This window comes from Enterobacter cloacae complex sp. HYC042_NIDB, assembly GCF_056673315.1.
In genome coordinates this window covers 1,670,797-1,690,529 of sequence record NZ_CP109650.1, presented here as the reverse complement: position 1 = coordinate 1,690,529, position 19,733 = coordinate 1,670,797, and the positions used below count along the sequence as shown (strand labels likewise).

Below are 19,733 nucleotides of genomic sequence, written 5' to 3'. Positions count from 1 at the left end.
CCCCCTTATTCACGATAGATGCCCGTGCTCGGCTCATCACCGGCATAACCCCAGGCGCGGTACATGCCTTCGCTGTTGAACGGCAGGGCCACGTTGCCCTCACGATCGACCGCAATCAGCCCGCCGACGCCGCCCAGGGCAGGTAATTTTTCCATCACCACGCGCTCGCAGGCCTCGCTCAGGCTTAAACCGCCGTAATCCATCAGCGCGGTGATGTCGTAGGCCGCGAGGGCGCGAATAAACACTTCCCCGGTGCCGGTACACGACACCGCCGCCGTGGCGTTATTGGCATAGCAGCCCGCGCCGGGCAGCGGGCTGTCGCCGACGCGTCCCGGCAGCTTGTTGGTCATGCCGCCCGTTGACGTCGCCGCCGCGAGGTTACCGGCTTTATCGAGCGCCACCGCGCCGACCGTGCCCATTTTGGTGGTTTCATCCAGCGGCGCAGTATGGTCAAGCTGCGTTATGCCCGCCGTACGGGCTTCCAGCAGCTGCTGATAGCGTTCTTCCGTGGAAAACAGATCCGGCGATACCGGTTCCATTCCGTGCTCAAAGGCAAATTTTTCCGCCCCGGCGCCCGCCAGCAGAACGTGCGGGCTCTCCTCCATCACCAGACGCGCCGCCAGCACCGGATTTCGCAGATGGCTCACGCCCGCCACGGCGCCCGCCTTCAGGGTGACGCCGTCCATCACGCAGGCGTCCAGCTCGTGGGTTTCATCCCGGGTAAAGACCGAACCTATTCCGGCATTAAAGAGCGGACACTCTTCCAGCAGGCGCACCGCCTCGGTGACCACATCCAGCGCGCTCTCGCCCGCTTCCAGCATTTTCTGGCCCGTTTCCACAATGGCGTACAGCGCGTCAATGTAGCGCTTTTCCTGCTCGGGACTGAGCTGTGCACGGGTGATTGCCCCTGCGCCGCCATGAATTGCGATTACCGCATTAACCATTCGCATCACCCGTTAGCCTGATTCGCGGCTTTTTCTATAAATATCATTATCGTCGATGAAACTTCAGATGATTTTTGAATATAGAAAGACGCAACAGTGATGTAAAGCGTACACCCATCGGGTCATACAGTTAGCCGCACTTTTCTGCCATAATGGGCGCTTTCGTTGTTACTCCGCAGGAGCCCACCATGGATTTTACCGCCGGACTGATGCCGCTTGAGACGGCACTCTCGCAGATGCTTGACCGTATTTCTCCGCTGCATGACGTTGAGACGCTGCCGCTTGTGCGCTGTTTTGGTCGTATTGCCGCGCGCGATATCGTCTCGCCGATGAACGTGCCGGGGTTCGATAACTCAGCGATGGACGGTTACGCGGTGCGCCTGGCGGATCTCCAGACGGGTAACGCCCTGCCGGTGGCGGGTAAAGCCTTTGCGGGCCAGCCGTTTAGCGGCGAATGGCCTGCTGGCACCTGCGTGCGCATCATGACCGGCGCGCCGGTTCCGCAGGGCTGCGATGCCGTGGTGATGCAGGAAGAGACCGAGCAGACCGGCGACGGGGTGCGTTTTACCGCGAACGTTAAAGCGGGCCAGAACATCCGCCGCACGGGCGAAGACATCACCCTCGGCGCGACCGTTTTTGCCGCCGGGCAGAAATTGACGGTAGGTGAACTACCGGTGCTGGCCTCGCTCGGCATCGCGGAAGTTGACGTTATCCGCAAGGTGCGCGTAGCGGTATTCTCCACCGGCGACGAGCTGCAGCTTCCGGGCCAGCCGCTGCAGGACGGCCAGATTTATGACACCAACCGCCTGGCGGTACACCTGATGCTGGAGCAGTTGGGCTGCGAGGTGATTAACCTCGGCATCATTCCAGACGACCCGGAAAAACTGCGCGCGGCGTTTATCGAGGCGGACAAATCCGCCGACGTGGTCATCAGCTCCGGCGGCGTCTCCGTGGGCGAAGCGGATTACACCAAAACCCTTCTTGAAGAGCTGGGCGAAATCGCCTTCTGGAAGCTGGCGATTAAGCCGGGCAAACCGTTCGCGTTTGGCAAGCTTCCGCACAGCTGGTTCTGCGGCCTGCCGGGTAACCCGGTCTCTGCGGCACTCACCTTCTACCAGCTGGCGATCCCGCTGCTGGCGAAGCTTTCCGGCAACAAAGCCAGCCCGCTGCCGGAACGCCTGCGCGTGCGTGCCGCTACGCGGCTGAAAAAATCGCCGGGTCGTCTCGATTTCCAGCGCGGCATTCTGGTCCGCGGCGCGGACGGTGAGCTCGAAGTGAGCACCACCGGACATCAGGGCTCGCACATTTTCAGCTCCTTCAGTCTGGGTAACTGCTTCATCGTGCTGGAGCGCGAGCGCGGCAACGTGGAAGCCGGCGAATGGGTTGAGGTTGAGCGCTTTAACCACCTGTTCGGAGGCTGACATGACGGTGGAGCTGAGCGACCAGGAGATGATGCGCTACAACCGCCAGATCGTGCTGCGCGGGTTTGACTTTGAGGGCCAGGAAGCGCTTAAGGCAGCCAATGTGCTGGTCGTCGGTCTCGGCGGGCTGGGCTGCGCCGCCGCGCAGTATCTTGCGGCGGCGGGCGTGGGCAGGATGACGCTGTTGGATTTCGATACCGTCTCGGTGTCCAACCTGCAGCGCCAGACGCTGCACAGCGACGCGACGGTTGGCCAGCCGAAAGTGGACTCTGCCCGCACGGCGCTGGCGCGCATCAACCCCAACGTTCAGTTCACCCTGATTGACGCGATGCTGGATGACGACGCGCTGTTCGCGCAGATTGCGCAGCACGATCTGGTGCTCGACTGCACCGATAACGTCGCCGTCCGTAACCAGCTGAACGCGGGCTGTTTTGCCCACAAAACCCCGCTGGTCTCCGGCGCGGCGATCCGCATGGAGGGGCAAATCAGCGTCTTCACGTACGCGGATGGTGAACCCTGCTACCGCTGCCTGAGCCGTCTGTTTGGCGAGAATGCGCTGACCTGCGTCGAGGCGGGCGTGATGGCGCCGCTCGTCGGCGTGATTGGCTCATTGCAGGCAATGGAAGCGATTAAAGTGCTGGCGCACTACGGCACGCCTGCCGCGGGGAAAATCGTGATGTATGACGCGATGACCTGTCAGTTCCGCGAGATGAAGCTGATGCGTAATCCGGGGTGTGAGGTGTGCGGAGGTTAAAGCAAACGGCAACCTTCAGGTTGCCGTTTTAGTGTTTGCTCCCTCTCCCTGTGGGTGTACAGTCCGGGGACATGGTAGACAGGTGTTCGGGGACATGGTGAACACTTTTTAACATCCTTTACCCATGGTGATCGACTTTTTCTTCAGGTCGATCACCCCCACTTTCGTGCTGTACCACCACACTTCATAGCAGCCGTCATCCTGTGTCTCCCTCAGCCCGACCCGTTCTCCCCTGAACGCCTTGCCTGCGCTCAGACTGACACCCTGTATGCTCAGCTTTCCGCTGACATCCACTTTCCTGACCTTCACCCCTTCATCGTATTCAGGTGGCGTTACGCTGCCGCTGTACTGCCGCGCTGACGGCTGATACCGCGAGGCCGGTACCGCCATATCCAGCGCCTCGTGCGGGCGTTCAAGGTTGTACACCGTGCGCCAGTGATCGAAAGCGCGCTGCAGCTCTCCGCTGTCCGCGAACCATTTTCCCTGCAGCACTTCCGCCTTCAGGCTGCGGTGAAAACGCTCCAGCTTGCCCTGCGTCTGCGGATGATAAGGCCGGGAGTGCCCCACCCGGATACCGTGGCGCATCAGCCACAGCTCCAGCGCCGTCCAGGTGCCGGTGGTGTCGCCCCACGGTGAGCCGTTGTCCATCGTCATCCTGTCCGGCAGGCCGTAGCGTTCAAACGCGCTGACCAGCTGCTGCTGCACGGTCTCGCGCCGTTCATCGGTACAGTGCGCCAGGCACAGGGAAAAACGGGAGTGGTCGTCCAGCAGGGTGAGCGGATGGCAGCGGCCACCGCCAAAGGGAAAGTGGCCCTTAAAATCCATCTGCCAGAGCCGGTTCGGCGCGTCATGTTCGAAGCGTCCCGTAGCCGGAACGCCCGGTGATGCGCCCGGCAGCAGACCGTGACGGGCCATCAGATTATGGACGGTGCTGAAGGCGGGCATACGGTGCCCCTGGTCTTCAAGCCAGCGCTTAATCTTGCGGGCGCCCCAGCGTTGATGACGGTCATGCGCCATGCGCAGCAGGGCCGTGATGTCGTCAGATGAGCGGTTCGGGGAATGATGAGGTGCGCGGGAGCGGTCCTGAAGACCGGAGGCACCTTCCTCAGCCCAGCGCTGAAGCCACTTGTAGCCGGTGGCAGGAGAAATGCCGAACTGACGGCAGAGGAAACGGATGTTCGCCCCGTCCTGCGAGGCGAACAGCACAAACTCGGTACGTAATGACATGGTATCTCTCGCATCCCAGGGCGTAAGCGACTCCATAAACGGGTTCTTATGCCTCAGTTGTAAGTGTCTACCATGTCCCCGAACAAGTGTTCACTATGTCCCCGGACCGTACAGTGGGAGAGGGTTGGGGTGAGGGCATCAGGCCGCACCCGTCAGATAGACGTCCGTCCAAACGCCCCCTGCCAGTCCTGCTCAAACTTCACGATCGCCGCATCCACCGCAGGGGAAGTAATAAACTGCTGCGCCACGTCCAGCGGCAGCGTGATGGACTCGCACCCTGCAAGCAGGCAGTCCAGCGCCTGACGCGGGGTTTTAAAGCTCGCGGCCAGCACCTTTGACTGCGGCGCGTGCAGCGCCAGCAGCTGCTGTAATTCCACAACGGTCTGGATCCCGTCCCCGCCCTGCGCGTCCACGCGGTTAACGTAAGGGGCCACATACTCTGCTCCGGCCAGGGCGGACAGCATCCCCTGCGCGGCGCCGTACACCGCCGTGCCCAGCGTCGGGATCCCTTCCGCTTTCAGCATCTTAATGGCTGCCAGCCCTTCTGCGGTCACCGGCACCTTCACCACCAGGTCGTTAATGATAGCGCGCAGCTTGCGCGCGTCTTCCACCATCCCTTCGGCGGTGGTTGCCATTACCTGCGCAAACAGACGGCCCTTACCGCCCAACGCGTCGTGCAGCGCGGGCAGCAGCTCGTCGAGCGGCGTTTTTCCTGCCGCCACAATGCTTGGGTTGGTGGTCACGCCCGCCAGCGGGAAGATACGCGCCAGCTTTTTGACTGCCGCAACGTCAGATGTGTCGAGATAAAGTTCCATGATGTCACCCTCAAAAATTAGCCTGCACTTACCCTATCACGATAAAACCTGCTCAAGAGTTGACCTGAATCAAGATAACTTTCATTCGAAAGTCATTTAATCTTCATATGCAACTTGAGGGCAAAGATATGATCTTCAATATTCAGCGTTATTCCACCCACGACGGCCCCGGTATTCGAACCGTGGTGTTCCTGAAAGGCTGCTCGCTGGGCTGTCGCTGGTGTCAGAACCCGGAAAGCCGCTCGCGCAGCCGGGACGTGCTGTTTGACGCGCGCCTGTGTCTGGAAGGCTGCGACCTGTGCCAGCTGGCGGCACCGGGCTGTATCGAACGCGCGCTCAATGGTCTGGTCATCCACCGCGAAAAGCTGAGTGGAGAGACGCTTAACGCCCTCACCGACTGCTGCCCGACGCAGGCGCTTACCGTCTGCGGTGAAGAGAAGCAGGTGGACGAGATCATGGCCACCGTGCTGCGCGACAAACCCTTTTATGACCGCAGCGGCGGCGGGATCACCCTCTCCGGCGGCGAGCCGTTTATGAACCCGGAGCTGGCGCACGCCCTGTTCAAGGCCAGCCACGAACAGGGTATCCACACCGCCGTCGAAACCTGCCTTCACGTGCCGTGGCACTATATCGAGCCGTCATTACCGTACGTCGATCTGTTCCTTGCCGACCTTAAGCACGTCGATGGAGCGGTGTTCAAACAGTGGACCGACGGTTCGGCCAAACGGATCCTGGACAACCTGAAGCGCCTCGCCGCTGCCGGGAAAAAGATCACCATCCGCGTGCCGCTGATCCAGGGCTTTAACGCCGATGAAGCGTCCATCACAGCCATTACCAACTTCGCCGCCGACGAACTCGGCGTCGATGATATTCATTTTTTGCCGTATCACACGCTGGGCATGAACAAATACACCCTGCTCGGCCAACCTTACTCTGCCCCTGACAAACCGCTGGATAACCCTGCCCTGCTGGATTTCGCGCAGCAGTACGCCTGCCAGAAAGGGTTAACCGCGACCTTACGAGGATAAACCTATGACCACCCTGAATCTCAACACCCTCAGCGAACGTATTAAAGCGCATAAAATGGCGCTGGTGCATATCGTCAAGCCGCCGGTCTGTACCGAGCGCGCGCAGCATTACACCGAAATGTACCAGCAGCACATGGACAAGCCGATCCCGGTGCGCCGCGCCCTGGCGCTGGCACATCACCTGGCGGAACGCACCATCTGGATCAAGCACGACGAGCTGATTATCGGCAACCAGGCAAGCGAAGTGCGCGCCGCGCCGATCTTCCCAGAATATACCGTCTCCTGGATTGAGAAAGAGATTGACGATCTGGCGGACCGTCCGGGTGCGGGCTTCGCGGTGAGCGAAGAGAACAAGCGTGTGCTGCATGAAATCTGCCCGTGGTGGCGCGGCCAGACGGTGCAGGATCGCTGCTATGGCATGTTCACCGACGAGCAGAAAGGCCTGCTGGAAACCGGCATCATCAAAGCCGAAGGCAACATGACCTCCGGCGACGCGCACCTGGCGGTAAACTTCCCGCTGGTGCTGGAGAAAGGTCTCGACGGCCTGCGCGCCAAAGTGGACGAGCGCCGCTCGCGCATCAACCTGACGGTGCTGGAAGACCTGCACGGCGATCAGTTCCTGAAGGCAATTGATATCGTGCTGGAAGCCGTCAGCCTGCACATCAAACGCTTCGCCGACCTGGCGCGTGAGATGGCGTCTACGGAAACCCGCGAAAGCCGCCGCGACGAGCTGCTGGCGATGGCGGAAAACTGCGACGTGATTGCCCACGAGCCGCCAAAAACCTTCTGGCAGGCGCTGCAGCTGTGCTACTTCATTCAGCTGATCCTGCAGATTGAGTCCAACGGCCACTCCGTCTCCTTCGCGCGTATGGACCAGTATCTCTATCCGTACTACCGCCGCGACGTGGAGCTGGACCAGAGCCTGGACCGCGAGCACGCCATCGAGCTGCTGCACAGCTGCTGGCTGAAGCTGCTGGAAGTGAACAAAATCCGCTCCGGCTCGCACTCCAAGGCCTCTGCCGGCAGCCCGCTGTACCAGAACGTCACCATTGGTGGTCAGAAGCTGGTCAACGGCGAGCCGATGGACGCGGTGAACCCGCTCTCCTACGCGATTCTGGAATCCTGCGGTCGCCTGCGCTCTACCCAACCGAACCTGAGCGTGCGCTATCACGCGGGCATGAGCAACGACTTCCTCGACGCCTGCGTGCAGGTGATCCGCTGCGGCTTCGGGATGCCTGCCTTTAACAACGACGAAATCGTGATCCCGGAATTCATCAAGCTTGGCGTTGAGCGCGATGATGCCTACGACTACGCGGCCATCGGCTGTATCGAAACCGCGGTAGGCGGCAAGTGGGGCTACCGCTGCACCGGCATGAGCTTTATCAACTTTGCCCGCGTGATGCTCGCCGCGCTGGAAGGCGGCCGCGACGCCACCAGCGGTAAGGTGTTCCTGCCGCAGGAGAAAGCGCTCTCTGCCGGCAACTTCGATAACTTCGACGAGGTGATGGCAGCGTGGGACAGCCAGATCCGCTACTACACCCGCAAATCCATTGAGATCGAGTACGTGGTGGATACCATGCTGGAGGAGAACGTCCACGATATTCTCTGCTCGGCGCTGGTGGACGACTGCATCGAACGCGCGAAAAGCATCAAGCAGGGCGGCGCGAAGTATGACTGGGTCTCCGGCCTGCAGGTGGGTATCGCCAACCTCGGCAACAGCCTGGCAGCGGTGAAAAAGCTGGTCTTTGAGCAGGGCGCTATCGGTCAGCAGCAGCTGGCGTCGGCGCTGGCGGATGACTTCGACGGGCTGACCCACGAGCAGTTGCGCCAGCGCCTGATCAACGGCGCGCCGAAGTACGGCAACGACGACGACAGCGTGGACATGTTGCTGACCCGAGCCTATCAGACCTACATTGAAGAGCTGAAGCAGTACCACAACCCGCGCTACGGCCGCGGCCCGATTGGCGGTAACTACTACGCGGGCACGTCGTCTATCTCCGCGAACGTGCCGTTCGGCGCGGCGACGATGGCGACGCCGGACGGACGTAAGGCACATACCCCACTGGCGGAAGGGGCCAGCCCGGCTTCCGGCACCGACCACCTTGGTCCAACGGCGGTCATCGGTTCCGTGGGTAAACTGCCTACCGAGGCGATCCTGGGCGGCGTGCTGCTTAACCAGAAGCTGAACCCGTCGACGCTGGAAAACGACAGCGATCGCCAGAAGCTGATGGTACTGCTGCGTACCTTCTTCGAGGTGCACAAGGGCTGGCATATTCAGTACAACATCGTCTCGCGCGAAACGCTGCTGGAAGCGAAGAAACACCCTGACCAGTATCGTGACCTGGTGGTACGCGTTGCGGGTTACTCGGCGTTCTTCACCGCCCTGTCGCCGGATGCGCAGGACGATATTATCGCCCGTACTGAGCATACGCTGTAGCGAAGTATTCCCTCTCCCCGTGGGAGAGGGAGAAAACACTAAAAACGGCAACCTCGGTTGCCGTTTTGCTTTTACTTTCGAATGAAATTAAATTTGTGCTCCCCGTCACCTTGTTATTAGAATGTTTCAAAACGCAGTGACCCAGGAGCACAGTATGACCGTTAAAGTTATCGTCACCGATATGGACGGAACTTTCCTTGATGATGCCAAGCAGTACGATCGTGACCGCTTCCAGGCACAGTTTGAGCAGCTTAAATCCCGCGATATTGAATTCGTTGTCGCCAGCGGCAACCAGTATTACCAGCTCATCTCCTTCTTCCCCGAGCTGAAAGAGCAGATCTCCTTCGTGGCGGAGAACGGCGCGCTGGTGTTTGACCACGGCGAACAGGTTTTCCACGGCGAGCTGACCCGCCATGAGTCGCAGATCGTTATTGGCGAACTGCTGAAAGACGAAGGGCTGAACTTTGTAGCCTGCGGTCTGGAGAGCGCCTACGTCAGCGACAACGCCCCAGACGCCTTCGTGGCGCTGATGTCAAAGCACTATCACCGCTTAAAACGCATCAGCGATTACCGCGAAATCGACGACGTGCTGTTTAAGTTCTCCCTGAACCTGCCGGACAGCGATATCCCGAACCTGGTCGATAAACTGCACGTCTCCCTGGACGGCATCATGAAGCCGGTCACCAGCGGTTTCGGTTTTGTCGATTTGATTATCCCCGGCCTGCACAAAGCCAACGGCATTAGCCGCCTGCTGAAACGCTGGAAAATCTCCCCGCAGGAGTGCGTCGGCATTGGCGACAGCGGCAACGATGCCGAGATGCTGAAGCTGGTGAAATACTCTTTTGCGATGGGCAACGCGGCGCAGAGCATTAAAGACATTAGCCGCTACAGCACCGACGATAACAACCATCAGGGCGCGCTGAACGTCATTCAGGCCGTGCTCGACAACCACTCTCCTTTCGACGTCTGATCCTTTCCTCGCCGGAGCCCCGCTCCGGCCTCTCACTCTTTTTCCGACCTGTGGCTTGCGTCAAGTTTTTAAACTTGCATTAACCTATTTTTAACTTAAAGTATCACTTGTAGACATTTTTACTTTCGAATGAAAGATACGAGGCAGTTATGACCTTTACCAGTGAAACCTTGCCAGCGGACCACAAAGCGGCAATCCGTCAGTTAAAACGTGAGTTACGCGCGCAGATCGGCGACGTGCAGGCGGTGTTCGACAAGCTCAGCGATAAAATCGCCACCCGCGTGGCGGAGATAAACGCCCTGAAAAATAAAGGCGAATCCGTCTGGCCGGTGATTCCGTTTGCAGATGTGCAAAACGGCACGATTACCGACGCTCAGCGCGAGGCCGTTAAGCGCCGCGGCTGCGCGGTGATTAAAGGTCACTTCCCCCGCGAGCAGGCGCTGGCGTGGGATCGGTCGATGCTCGACTACCTCGATCTGAACAAGTTTGACGAGGTATACAAAGGGCCGGGCGACAACTTCTTCGGCACCTTAACCGCCTCCCGTCCGGAGATTTACCCGATCTACTGGTCCCAGGCGCAAATGCAGGCGCGCCAGAGTGAAGCGATGGCGCAGGTGCAGTCGTTCCTGAACCGTTTATGGACATTCGAGAGCAACGGCAAGCAGTGGTTTAACCCTGACGTGAGCGTGATTTATCCGGACCGCATTCGCCGCCGCCCGCCGGGAACCACTTCAAAAGGGCTGGGGGCGCATACCGATTCCGGCGCGCTGGAGCGCTGGCTGCTGCCGGCTTACCAGCAGGTGTTTGCCCGCGTGTTTGACGGCAACGTTGAGAAATACGATCCGTGGAACGCCGCGCACCGTACTGAAGTGGAAGAATACACCGTGGATAACACCACCAAGTGCTCGGTGTTCCGCACCTTCCAGGGCTGGACGGCGCTGTCGGACATGATCCCCGGCCAGGGGCTGCTGCACGTGGTGCCGATCCCGGAAGCAATGGCCTACATTCTGCTGCGTCCGCTGCTGGACGACGTGCCGGAAGACGAACTCTGCGGCGTGGCGCCGGGGCGCGTGCTGCCGATTTCCGAGAAGTGGCACCCGCTGCTTGTCGAAGCATTGACCAGTATTCCGGCGCTGGAAGCCGGTGATTCCGTGTGGTGGCACTGCGACGTGATCCACTCCGTCGCGCCGGTGGAAAATCAGCAGGGCTGGGGCAATGTGATGTACATCCCCGCCGCGCCAATGTGCGAGAAGAACCTCGCCTACGCGAAGAAGGTCAAGGAAGCGCTGGAGACCGGCGCGTCGCCGGGAGACTTCCCGCGCGAGGATTATGAAAAAAGCTGGCAGGACCGTTTTACCGTGAACGATCTCAATATCCACGGCAAGCGCGCGCTGGGCATGGCTTAACTGTCGTACAGCCCTTCCCGCTCCACGGCGGTGCGTCGTTTCCCCTGACGTATCCGCCGTACCGATTCCCGCACGGCCAGCGTACCGTTCAGCAGCAATGTTCCTACCGGGGCATCCGGGCGCATCAGCCGCTGCTGGAGCATATGCACCGCTTCCGTTCCCAGCTCGTCGCGGGGAACATGCACCGCCGTTAAGGGCACATCCTGAATCGCCGCCAGATTAAAGCCGTCAATGCTCATCACCGAGACGTCCTGCGGCACGCGCAGACCGTGATTTTGCAGCGCGCTGATGGTGCCTGCCGCCATAAAGTCCCCGCCTACCAGGAACGCCGTCGGCAGGTCTTTTCCCTTCTGTTGGTTAAGCCACTCGCTCACCAGTTGCTCCGTCTCTCTGGCGCTGAAGCTTGGCACCACCAGCAGATCGCGCTTGTCCTTGAACGCCAGGTTGTGGGACTGCCACGCGTCGCGGATCCCCGCCAGGCGCAGCTCCATGGTGTAGCGACGCAGGCACAGCACGTTCATCACCTCGCGGTGCCCCATCTCGAACAGGTACTCCGCCGCCCGCTCGCCAATCGCACGGTGATCCGGGGCAACGGCAGGCAGGCGCATGCGGCGGTCCCGGCAGTTAATCAGCATGCAGGGTTTCCCCACATCCACCGCCAGATCGTGGATATGCGGATCGTCGATACCGAGCAGAATGGCCGCCTGGGTATCCGGCTCGTTCATGCGTGCCAGAAAAATCTGGGCGTCGCTGTCGTTCTCCTCCAGCGCGCAGTAGCGCAGCCGAACCTCGTGCGAGGCAAGCCCTTTGCTCACGCTCTGGATCACGCGGTAGTAAAAGATGTCGGACCGCTCGTCGAAGGCACGCTGAGGGGCAAAAACCACCAGGCTGTTAAGCAGCAGACGCCCCGCCGCCATGCCGTCCATTACCCCCAGCTCCCGCGCGCACGCCAGCACCTTAGCCCGCGCCTTTTCGCTGGTATTCGCTTTGCCTGCCAGCACACGGGAAACCGTACTGATGGAGAGCTGGGTACGGGCGGCGATTTCGGTGATTTTTAGCCTTTTGTCCATTTTGTGATCTGGCTCCACTTGCGAAATGAAAAAATTTTCATAGCGTGTTCATCAGGCAATAACTGACATAAAGACCATCATGCCAGAGGGTTTACGTCAGTTATGAGAAATTTTGCACAAAATCCACTTTTGCCCTTTCATTTTCTTCCCTAAGGTGAACTTGTCACACAGCTTCCATACTAGTTGTATAGCAACTTAAGCATTCTAAGCGGATAGAAATCAAAGGCATAACAATCTGTGTGACACCTGAACCTCCGTCCCCTTACCGTCCGTCTTGTGGAGAGTAAAATGAGTCAGGACATCAATAACACCGTTGCGACAAGCAAAAGCCGTCGCGTCATTAAGAATTTGCGCTGGTACGTGCTGGTGCTGTTTTTACTTGGCGTCACCGTTAACTACATCACCCGTAACTCACTGGGGATCCTCGCCCCGGAACTGAAAGAGAGCCTCGGGATCACCACCGAGCAGTACTCCTGGATAGTCGGCGCGTTTCAGATCGCCTACACCATTTTCCAGCCCCTGTGCGGCTGGCTGATCGACGTTATCGGCCTGAAGATTGGCTTTATGGTCTGCGCCGGGATCTGGGCGCTGATGTGTATCTTCCACGCGGGCGCCGGAAGCTGGCTGCACCTGGCGATTCTGCGCTTCTTTATGGGTGCTTCCGAAGCTGCCGCCACGCCAGCGAATGCCAAAACCATCGGCGAATGGTTCCCGAAATCAGAGCGTCCCGTTGCCGCCGGCTGGGCAGGCGTGGGCTTCTCCATCGGCGCGATGCTGGCCCCGCCTATCATCTACTTTGCTCACGCCTCGTTCGGCTGGCAGGGCGCGTTTATGTTTACCGGCGTGCTGGCGCTGCTGTGGGTGATCCTCTGGTGGGCGTTCTACCACAACCCGGAACAGCACCCGAACCTGAGCCGCGACGAGCTGGCGTTTATCAAGCAGGATAACGAACCGCCTGCTGTTAAGCTCCCCTTCCTGACCGCGCTGAAAACCGTCTCAAAAAACAAACGTTTCTACGGTATCGCCATCCCGGCCTTTATGGCAGAACCCGCCTGGGCGGTGCTGAGCTTCTGGGTACCCCTGTACCTCGCCAAAGAGCACGGCATGGATTTGAAGCAGATCGCGATGTTTGCCTGGCTGCCCTTCCTGGCCGCCGACCTCGGCAGCGTGGCAAGCGGCTACCTGACGCGCCTGTACACCCGCTGGTTCGGCTGCTCCCGCGTGAACTCGGTGGTGGCAAGCTCCGTCACCGGCGCGTTTCTGATGATTTCGCTGGCCGTCGTGGCCGTGACTCGCGACCCGTATATCACCATCGTGCTGATCTCCATCGGCGGCTTCGGGCACCAGATTATCTCCTGCATGCTGAGCGCGCTGGTGGTGGAGTCCTTCGACAAAGGCCAGATGGCGACCGTCAACGGCATGCGCGGCTCGGCGGCGTGGATCGCCAGCTTCCTGTTCTCGCTATTAATCGGGGTGACCGCCGACAAAATCGGCTTCAACCCGCTCTTTATTGCCATGGGCTTCTTTGACCTGATTGGCGCTCTCTTCCTGGTGGCATTTATTGCTGAACGTCGCGCCAAGCGCGCCTGATAGTGGATGTATTGCATATGAAAACCCTGAAAAACTGGACCGTTGATAAGCAGTCTGCAAATCATCTGGAGCTGCTGGTCGATAATCAGCACCGCCTGTGCCTGTACGTGCTGGAACAGAACCTGTTCCGCGTGCTGATTAAGCGCAAAGGCGAGCTGGCGCTGGACCGCACCTGGAGCATCGCGCCGGAACAAGACGTGCCATGGGAAGGCCGTCGTCGTGACGACTTGAGCGGTTTCTCCTGCCCGGCCTGGACCCTGACGCAGCAGGATGACGCAGTGACGGTGGCAACCGAGCAGCTGCGCGTCACCGTCCACCAGCCCCTGTGGCTGGAGTGGCACTACCGCAATGATGCGGGCGAATGGCAGCCGCTGGTCCAGGATCGCCCGACCAGCGCCTACCTGCTGAACGCCCACGGCGACGGCGTGGCGCACTATCTGAGCCGTCGCAAGGACGAGCGTTTCTACGGCCTGGGTGAGAAAGCGGGCGATCTGCAGCGCAACGGCAAACGTTACGAGATGCGCAACCTGGACGCCATGGGCTATAACGCCGCCAGCACCGATCCGCTTTATAAGCACATTCCGTTTACCCTCACCCGCCGCGATGACGTGAGCTACGGCCTGTTCTACGACAACCTGAGCAGCTGCTGGCTGGATCTGGGCAACGAGATCGACAACTATCACACCGCCTATCGCCGCTGGCAGGCGGAAGCGGGCGATATTGATTACTACCTCTTTACCGGCGCGCGCGCGCTGGACGTCACCAAAGCCTTCGTGCGCCTGACCGGGAAAACGCTGTTTGGGCCGAAGTGGAGCCTGGGCTACAGCGGCTCGACCATGCACTACACCGACGCACCGGACGCGCAAAACCAGCTGATGAACTTCATCCGCCTGTGCGAAGAGCACGCCATTCCGTGCGATTCGTTCCAGCTCTCGTCCGGCTATACCTCCATCAACGGCAAGCGCTACGTCTTCAACTGGAACTACGACAAAGTGCCGCAGCCGAAGGCGATGAGCCAGGCCTTCCACGACGCGGGATTGAAGCTTGCGGCCAATATCAAGCCGTGCCTGCTGCAGGATCATCCCCGCTATAACGAAGTGGCGGAGAGCGGCCTGTTCATCCGTGATTCAGAAACCGATGCGCCTGAACGTTCCAGCTTCTGGGATGACGAAGGCTCGCACCTCGACTTCACCAACCCGCAGACGGTGCAGTGGTGGCAGAACGGCGTGACCACGCAGCTGCTGGAGATGGGCATCGACTCCACCTGGAACGATAACAACGAGTATGAAGTGTGGGACGGTGAAGCCCGCTGCTTTGGCTTCGGCAAGGAGATCGCCATCAAGCACATTCGCCCGGTGATGCCGCTGCTGATGATGCGCGCCTCGCTGGAAGCGCAGCAGCGCTTTGCGCCGGAAAAACGCCCGTATCTCATCTCCCGCTCCGGCTGCGCCGGGATGCAGCGCTACGTTCAGACCTGGAGCGGCGACAACCGCACTAACTGGGACACCCTGCGCTATAACATCCGCATGGGGCTGGGCATGAGCCTGTCCGGATTATTCAACGTCGGTCACGACGTGGGCGGTTTCTCCGGCGACAAGCCGGACGCCGAGCTGTTCGTGCGCTGGGTGCAGAACGGCGTGATGCATCCGCGCTTTACCATTCACTCGTGGAACGATGACCATACGGTGAACGAGCCGTGGATGTATCCGGGCGTCACGCCTGCCATTCGCGGCGCGATTGAGCTGCGCTACCGCCTGCTGCCGTATCTCTACACCCTGCTCTGGCAGGCGCACGCCGACGACGAGCCGATGCTGCGTCCGACCTTCCTCGACCACGAGCACGACGCGCAGACCTTCGAAGAGTGCGATGACTTCCTGCTGGGCCGCGACCTGCTGGTGGCCAGCGTCGTCGAAGCCGGGCAGCGCGAGCGCCGCGTCTGGCTGCCAGATAACGAAACGGGCTGGTACGATTTTTACACCCATGCGTGGTTCGCCGGCGGCCAGTCGATCGTTCTCGACGCGCCGCTGGAAAAACTGCCGCTGCTGGTGCGCGCCGGAGCCGGTCTGCCGCTTAGCGAGCGCATCACGCATGTTAGTGCTGAAAAAGATACGACCCGCGAGCTGAAGCTGTTCCCGGTTAAAGGCGTCGGCACAACCACGGGGCTGCTATTTGAGGACGACGGTGAAAGCTGGGGCTATCAAAAAGGCAATGCGCTGTGGGTGGAATGGGAAATTGAGTGTGATGGCGCAACCATCAACCTGAAGGTCAACGCGCGCGGAGATTATCGTCCGGCGTGGAAGGCGCTGAAGGTGTCGTTACCGGCGGGGGAAAAACGTACGCTGCGGGTGAATGGGGTTGAAGGGAGCGAGTGGGTGGTGTAGTACGGCCTGATGCCCTCACCTAGCCCTCTCCCACAGGGAGAGGGGATAAAGGCACGACGCCTTTCCCTAAGTATTTCGCGCTGCAGGAAGGCGGCAAACCTGTGAATCCCCGGGAGCTTACATAAGTAAGTGACCGGGGTGAACAGGTGCAGCCAACGCATCTGCAGCGTGAAAGACGACGGGAAATTAGCCGTCGATACCTTTGCTGCGCAGGTAATCTTCGTAGTTACCGCTGAAGTCCACCACGCGCTCTGGCGTAATTTCGATCACGCGGGTCGCCAGGGAGCTGACGAACTCACGGTCGTGAGAGACGAAGATCAGGGTGCCCTGATACATCTCCAGCGCCATGTTCAGCGATTCGATAGATTCCATGTCCAGGTGGTTGGTCGGTTCGTCCATCACCAGAATGTTCGGTTTTTCCATCATCAGCTTGCCAAACAGCATGCGGCCTTTTTCACCACCGGAGAGCACTTTGGCCGGCTTTTTGATGTCGTCCTGGCTGAACAGCAGACGACCCAGAATGCTGCGCACCGCCTGCTCGTCGTCACCTTCCTGCTTCCACTGGCTCATCCAGTCGAAGACGGTCAGGTCATTTTCGAACTCGTACTCATGATCCTGCGCGTAGTAGCCAATCTGCGCGTTCTCGGACCACTTCACGGTGCCGTTGTCCGGCTGCAGTTCACCCACCAGGGTTTTCAGCAGGGTAGATTTACCCACGCCGTTGGCGCCCAGAATGGCAATCTTCTCACCCACTTCCAGCAAAAGGTTGAAGTTTTTAAACAGCGGGCCTTCATCAAAGCCTTTGGTAAGCGCCTCAACTTCCAGCGCGTTACGGAACAGCTTCTTGTCCTGCTCAAAGCGAATGAACGGGTTCTGACGGCTGGAGGCTTTAACCTCTTCCAGCTTGATTTTGTCGATCTGACGGGCACGCGATGTTGCCTGACGGGATTTAGAGGCGTTAGCGCTGAAGCGGCTCACGAAGGATTGCAGGTCCGCAATCTGAGCTTTCTTCTTAGCGTTGTCGGCAAGCAGACGTTCACGCGCCTGGGTGGCTGCCGTCATGTATTCGTCGTAGTTGCCCGGATATACGCGCAGCTCGCCGTAGTCCAGATCCGCCATGTGCGTACAGACCATGTTCAGGAAGTGACGGTCGTGCGAGATGATGATCATGGTGCTGTCGCGGTCGTTCAGCGTCTGCTCCAGCCAGCGGATGGTATCGATGTCCAGGTTGTTCGTTGGTTCGTCGAGCAGCAGGATGTCCGGGTTAGAGAACAGCGCCTGTGCCAGCAGCACGCGCAGCTTCCAGCCTGGCGCGACTTCGCTCATCGGGCCGTAATGCTGTTCAACCGGAATACCCACGCCCAGCAGCAGCTCGCCCGCACGCGCTTCCGCGGAGTAGCCGTCCATTTCGCCGTACTGGGTTTCCAGATCGGCCACTTTATAGCCGTCTTCTTCGCTCATTTCGGCGAGACCGTAGATACGATCGCGCTCCTGCTTCACTTCCCACAGCTCCGCGTGCCCCATGATCACGGTGTCGAGCACGGTGAACTCTTCGAAGGCGAACTGATCCTGACGCAGCTTACCGATACGCTCGTTCGGATCGAGCGACACGTTGCCCAGCGTCGGCTCTAAATCGCCGCCGAGGATCTTCATAAAGGTGGATTTTCCGCTACCGTTGGCACCAATCAGGCCGTAACGGTTGCCGCCGCCAAATTTGACGGAAATGTTTTCGAACAGCGGCTTACTGCCAAACTGCATAGTGACGTTGCTGGTAACTAACACGGAGAGATTCCTGCGAAAAGTGTGATAAACACGGCATTATGCCACAATTCCGAATTGAGATCCCGTGTTGCGGCAATCCACTAAACTTTAACAAAATCGAAAAAAATGTGATTTCGTACACATCTGAATTCCCTGTTAGCGGGAATGCACATATAATGCGCTCCCATCACAGATTCAGACTTATCAACTCATCGCCTGAATGGCTTAGATACCTCGCACAACATGAACATGAAATTAACAACGCTTTTTGCGGCGGCGTTAGCCGTAGTAGGTTTTTGTAAGACCGCGTCTGCGGTGACGTATCCCCTGCCGACAGACGGAAGCCGTCTGGTGGGTCAAAACCAGGTGGTGACGGTGCCTGAGGGTAACTCTCAGCCGCTGGAGTATTTCGCCGCGCAGTACCAGCTGGGCCTGTCCAACATGCTGGAAGCGAACCCGGGCGTTGACCCGTATCTGCCAAAAGCAGGTACCGTGCTGAATATTCCTCAGCAGCTGATCCTGCCGGATACCGTTCATGAAGGCATCGTGATTAACAGCGCCGAAATGCGTCTGTATTACTACCCGAAAGGCACCAACACCGTTATCGTGCTGCCAATCGGTATCGGCCAGCTGGGCAAAGACACCCCTCTGAACTGGACCACCAAAGTAGAGCGTAAGAAAGCGGGCCCAACCTGGACGCCGACGGCCAAAATGCACGCGGAATACATCGCTGCGGGCGAACCGCTGCCCGCCGTTGTGCCAGCCGGCCCGGATAACCCGATGGGCCTGTACGCGCTGTACATTGGTCGTCTGTACGCCATCCACGGCACCAACGCCAACTTCGGTATCGGCCTGCGCGTGAGCCACGGCTGCGTGCGCCTGCGTAACGACGACATCAAGTTCCTGTTCGAAAACGTGCCGGTCGGTACGCGCGTGCAGTTCATCAACGAACCGGTGAAAGCGACGTCTGAGCCAGACGGCAGCCGCTACATCGAAGTGCACAACCCGCTCTCCACCAGCGAAGACCAGATCAACAACAACGAGATCGTGCCGATTACGCTGAACAGCGCGGTGCAGTCAGTGACCTCTCAGCCAGACGTGGAAACCACCATCGTCGACCAGGCGATTCAGAACCGTTCCGGTATGCCGGTGCGTCTGAACTAACCACGCGCATCAAAAAAGCGGGCCTTGAGGCCCGCTTTTTTTTATCCGTTATTTACGATAACGATGCCGCCGTGGTCGTAGCGATAGTGGCAGTGGGCATACTCCAGCGGCGTGCCATCTTCCAGATAAATGACCTGCTCCACCTCCAGCACCGGATCGGTTTCCTCACAGACCAGATGCTCTCTGTCCAGCGCGCTGGGCTTTAGCGCCCGCACGACCCGGTATGACCCCATAATTTTCAGCCCCAGGGTTTCTTGAACGTACTGAAACACTGACCCTTCAAGATGGTTTTTCGTCAGGCCCGGCACCAGATTCATCGGCATCACCGTGGAATCCAGCGACATCGGTTCGCCGTTCAGTAAACGCAGGCGAATGAAGTCGTAGATCGGCGCATCGGCGTTAATCATCAGCGACGCCTGCTCTTTTTCGTTCGGGAAGCGCAGTTCGAAATGCACCACCTGGCTGGTAACCGTGCCCAGATGCGCCCAGGTTTTGGTCGCGCCAAAGTAGTCGCTGCCGGAGAGATCCCACTGCGAGAGCTGGAGGAAGTTTTTGCGGATGAACGTCCCCTGCCCCTGACGGGTGTAGACCAGCCCTTCGACGATCAGCTGGCGCATCGCCTGCTGAATAGTCATCCGGCTGGTGCTGAACTCCGCCGCCAGTGCAAACTGGTCCGGCAGGGGTTCGTTGGCGGCGTACTGCTGGCTGATAATGCGTTTCTTAATTTCCCGCGCTATGGTGATGTACTTCGCCGCCATCGTCCTT

15 protein-coding genes are annotated in these 19,733 nt (G+C 59.4%); 9 read left to right on the top strand and 6 right to left on the bottom strand.

The annotated features are described in order from the left end of the window. Window positions 1-5: 5 nt before the first annotated feature. Entirely contained in the window at window positions 6-944 is a 939-nt protein-coding gene (iaaA, locus tag OKF39_RS08010) for a beta-aspartyl-peptidase (RefSeq protein ID WP_045260003.1), read from the bottom strand. Between the two features lie 188 nt (window positions 945-1,132). Here iaaA and moeA point away from each other — a divergent pair, with 188 nt between their 5' ends. Then, window positions 1,133-2,365, top strand: coding sequence for a molybdopterin molybdotransferase MoeA (gene moeA, locus OKF39_RS08005; protein ID WP_232928725.1), 1,233 nt, complete (start codon window positions 1,133-1,135; stop codon window positions 2,363-2,365). 1 nt (window position 2,366) lies between these two features. Further along, on the top strand, window positions 2,367-3,119 hold the full coding sequence (moeB, locus tag OKF39_RS08000; RefSeq protein WP_100170559.1) for a molybdopterin-synthase adenylyltransferase MoeB: 753 nt from the start codon (window positions 2,367-2,369) through the stop codon (window positions 3,117-3,119). A 108-nt stretch (window positions 3,120-3,227) separates the two neighbouring features. On the opposite strand, the gene OKF39_RS07995 is transcribed toward moeB, so the two are convergent. Then, window positions 3,228-4,382: an IS481 family transposase gene (locus OKF39_RS07995; protein WP_479983582.1), complete on the bottom strand. Its 1,155-nt coding sequence runs from the start codon at window positions 4,380-4,382 to the stop codon at window positions 3,228-3,230. 116 nt (window positions 4,383-4,498) lie between these two features. Then, on the bottom strand, window positions 4,499-5,161 hold the full coding sequence (gene fsa, locus OKF39_RS07990; protein WP_214581321.1) for a fructose-6-phosphate aldolase: 663 nt from the start codon (window positions 5,159-5,161) through the stop codon (window positions 4,499-4,501). Window positions 5,162-5,289: 128 nt separating this feature from the next. On the opposite strand from fsa, the gene OKF39_RS07985 reads away from it, so the two are divergent. From OKF39_RS07985 to OKF39_RS07970, 4 genes are all read left to right on the top strand, one after another. Then, window positions 5,290-6,189: a glycyl-radical enzyme activating protein gene (locus tag OKF39_RS07985; RefSeq protein WP_479983656.1), complete on the top strand. Its 900-nt coding sequence runs from the start codon at window positions 5,290-5,292 to the stop codon at window positions 6,187-6,189. Between the two features lie 4 nt (window positions 6,190-6,193). Further along, complete coding sequence (locus OKF39_RS07980; protein ID WP_479983655.1) at window positions 6,194-8,626, top strand: formate C-acetyltransferase/glycerol dehydratase family glycyl radical enzyme; 2,433 nt, start codon at window positions 6,194-6,196, stop codon at window positions 8,624-8,626. 154 nt (window positions 8,627-8,780) lie between these two features. After that, window positions 8,781-9,596 (top strand): Cof-type HAD-IIB family hydrolase, encoded by an 816-nt coding sequence (locus tag OKF39_RS07975; RefSeq protein WP_479983654.1) that lies wholly within the window; start codon window positions 8,781-8,783, stop codon window positions 9,594-9,596. A 149-nt stretch (window positions 9,597-9,745) separates the two neighbouring features. Next, window positions 9,746-11,002 (top strand): DUF1479 domain-containing protein, encoded by a 1,257-nt coding sequence (locus OKF39_RS07970; RefSeq protein WP_479983653.1) that lies wholly within the window; start codon window positions 9,746-9,748, stop codon window positions 11,000-11,002. On the opposite strand, the gene OKF39_RS07965 is transcribed toward OKF39_RS07970, so the two are convergent. Beyond that, entirely contained in the window at window positions 10,999-12,072 is a 1,074-nt protein-coding gene (locus OKF39_RS07965; protein ID WP_045259976.1) for a LacI family DNA-binding transcriptional regulator, read from the bottom strand. The genes OKF39_RS07970 and OKF39_RS07965 overlap by 4 nt on opposite strands. A gap of 288 nt (window positions 12,073-12,360) precedes the next feature. Between OKF39_RS07965 and OKF39_RS07960 the strand changes: the two genes are divergently transcribed. Continuing rightward, complete coding sequence (locus OKF39_RS07960; protein WP_045259975.1) at window positions 12,361-13,662, top strand: MFS transporter; 1,302 nt, start codon at window positions 12,361-12,363, stop codon at window positions 13,660-13,662. Window positions 13,663-13,679: 17 nt separating this feature from the next. Next, window positions 13,680-16,043 carry a glycoside hydrolase family 31 protein gene (locus tag OKF39_RS07955; protein ID WP_479983652.1) on the top strand — a complete coding sequence of 788 codons (2,364 nt, stop codon included), beginning with the start codon at window positions 13,680-13,682 and terminating at the stop codon, window positions 16,041-16,043. Between the two features lie 186 nt (window positions 16,044-16,229). On the opposite strand, the gene OKF39_RS07950 is transcribed toward OKF39_RS07955, so the two are convergent. Next, complete coding sequence (locus tag OKF39_RS07950; RefSeq protein ID WP_047368156.1) at window positions 16,230-17,825, bottom strand: ABC-F family ATPase; 1,596 nt, start codon at window positions 17,823-17,825, stop codon at window positions 16,230-16,232. A 222-nt stretch (window positions 17,826-18,047) separates the two neighbouring features. Between OKF39_RS07950 and ldtB the strand changes: the two genes are divergently transcribed. Next, window positions 18,048-18,968, top strand: a complete 921-nt coding sequence (ldtB, locus tag OKF39_RS07945; protein WP_008501186.1) for a L,D-transpeptidase — start codon at window positions 18,048-18,050, stop codon at window positions 18,966-18,968. Window positions 18,969-19,009: 41 nt separating this feature from the next. Here the strand turns inward: ldtB and OKF39_RS07940 are convergent, their stop codons facing one another. Continuing rightward, entirely contained in the window at window positions 19,010-19,726 is a 717-nt protein-coding gene (locus OKF39_RS07940) for a GntR family transcriptional regulator (RefSeq protein WP_025912880.1), read from the bottom strand. Window positions 19,727-19,733 lie beyond the last annotated feature (7 nt).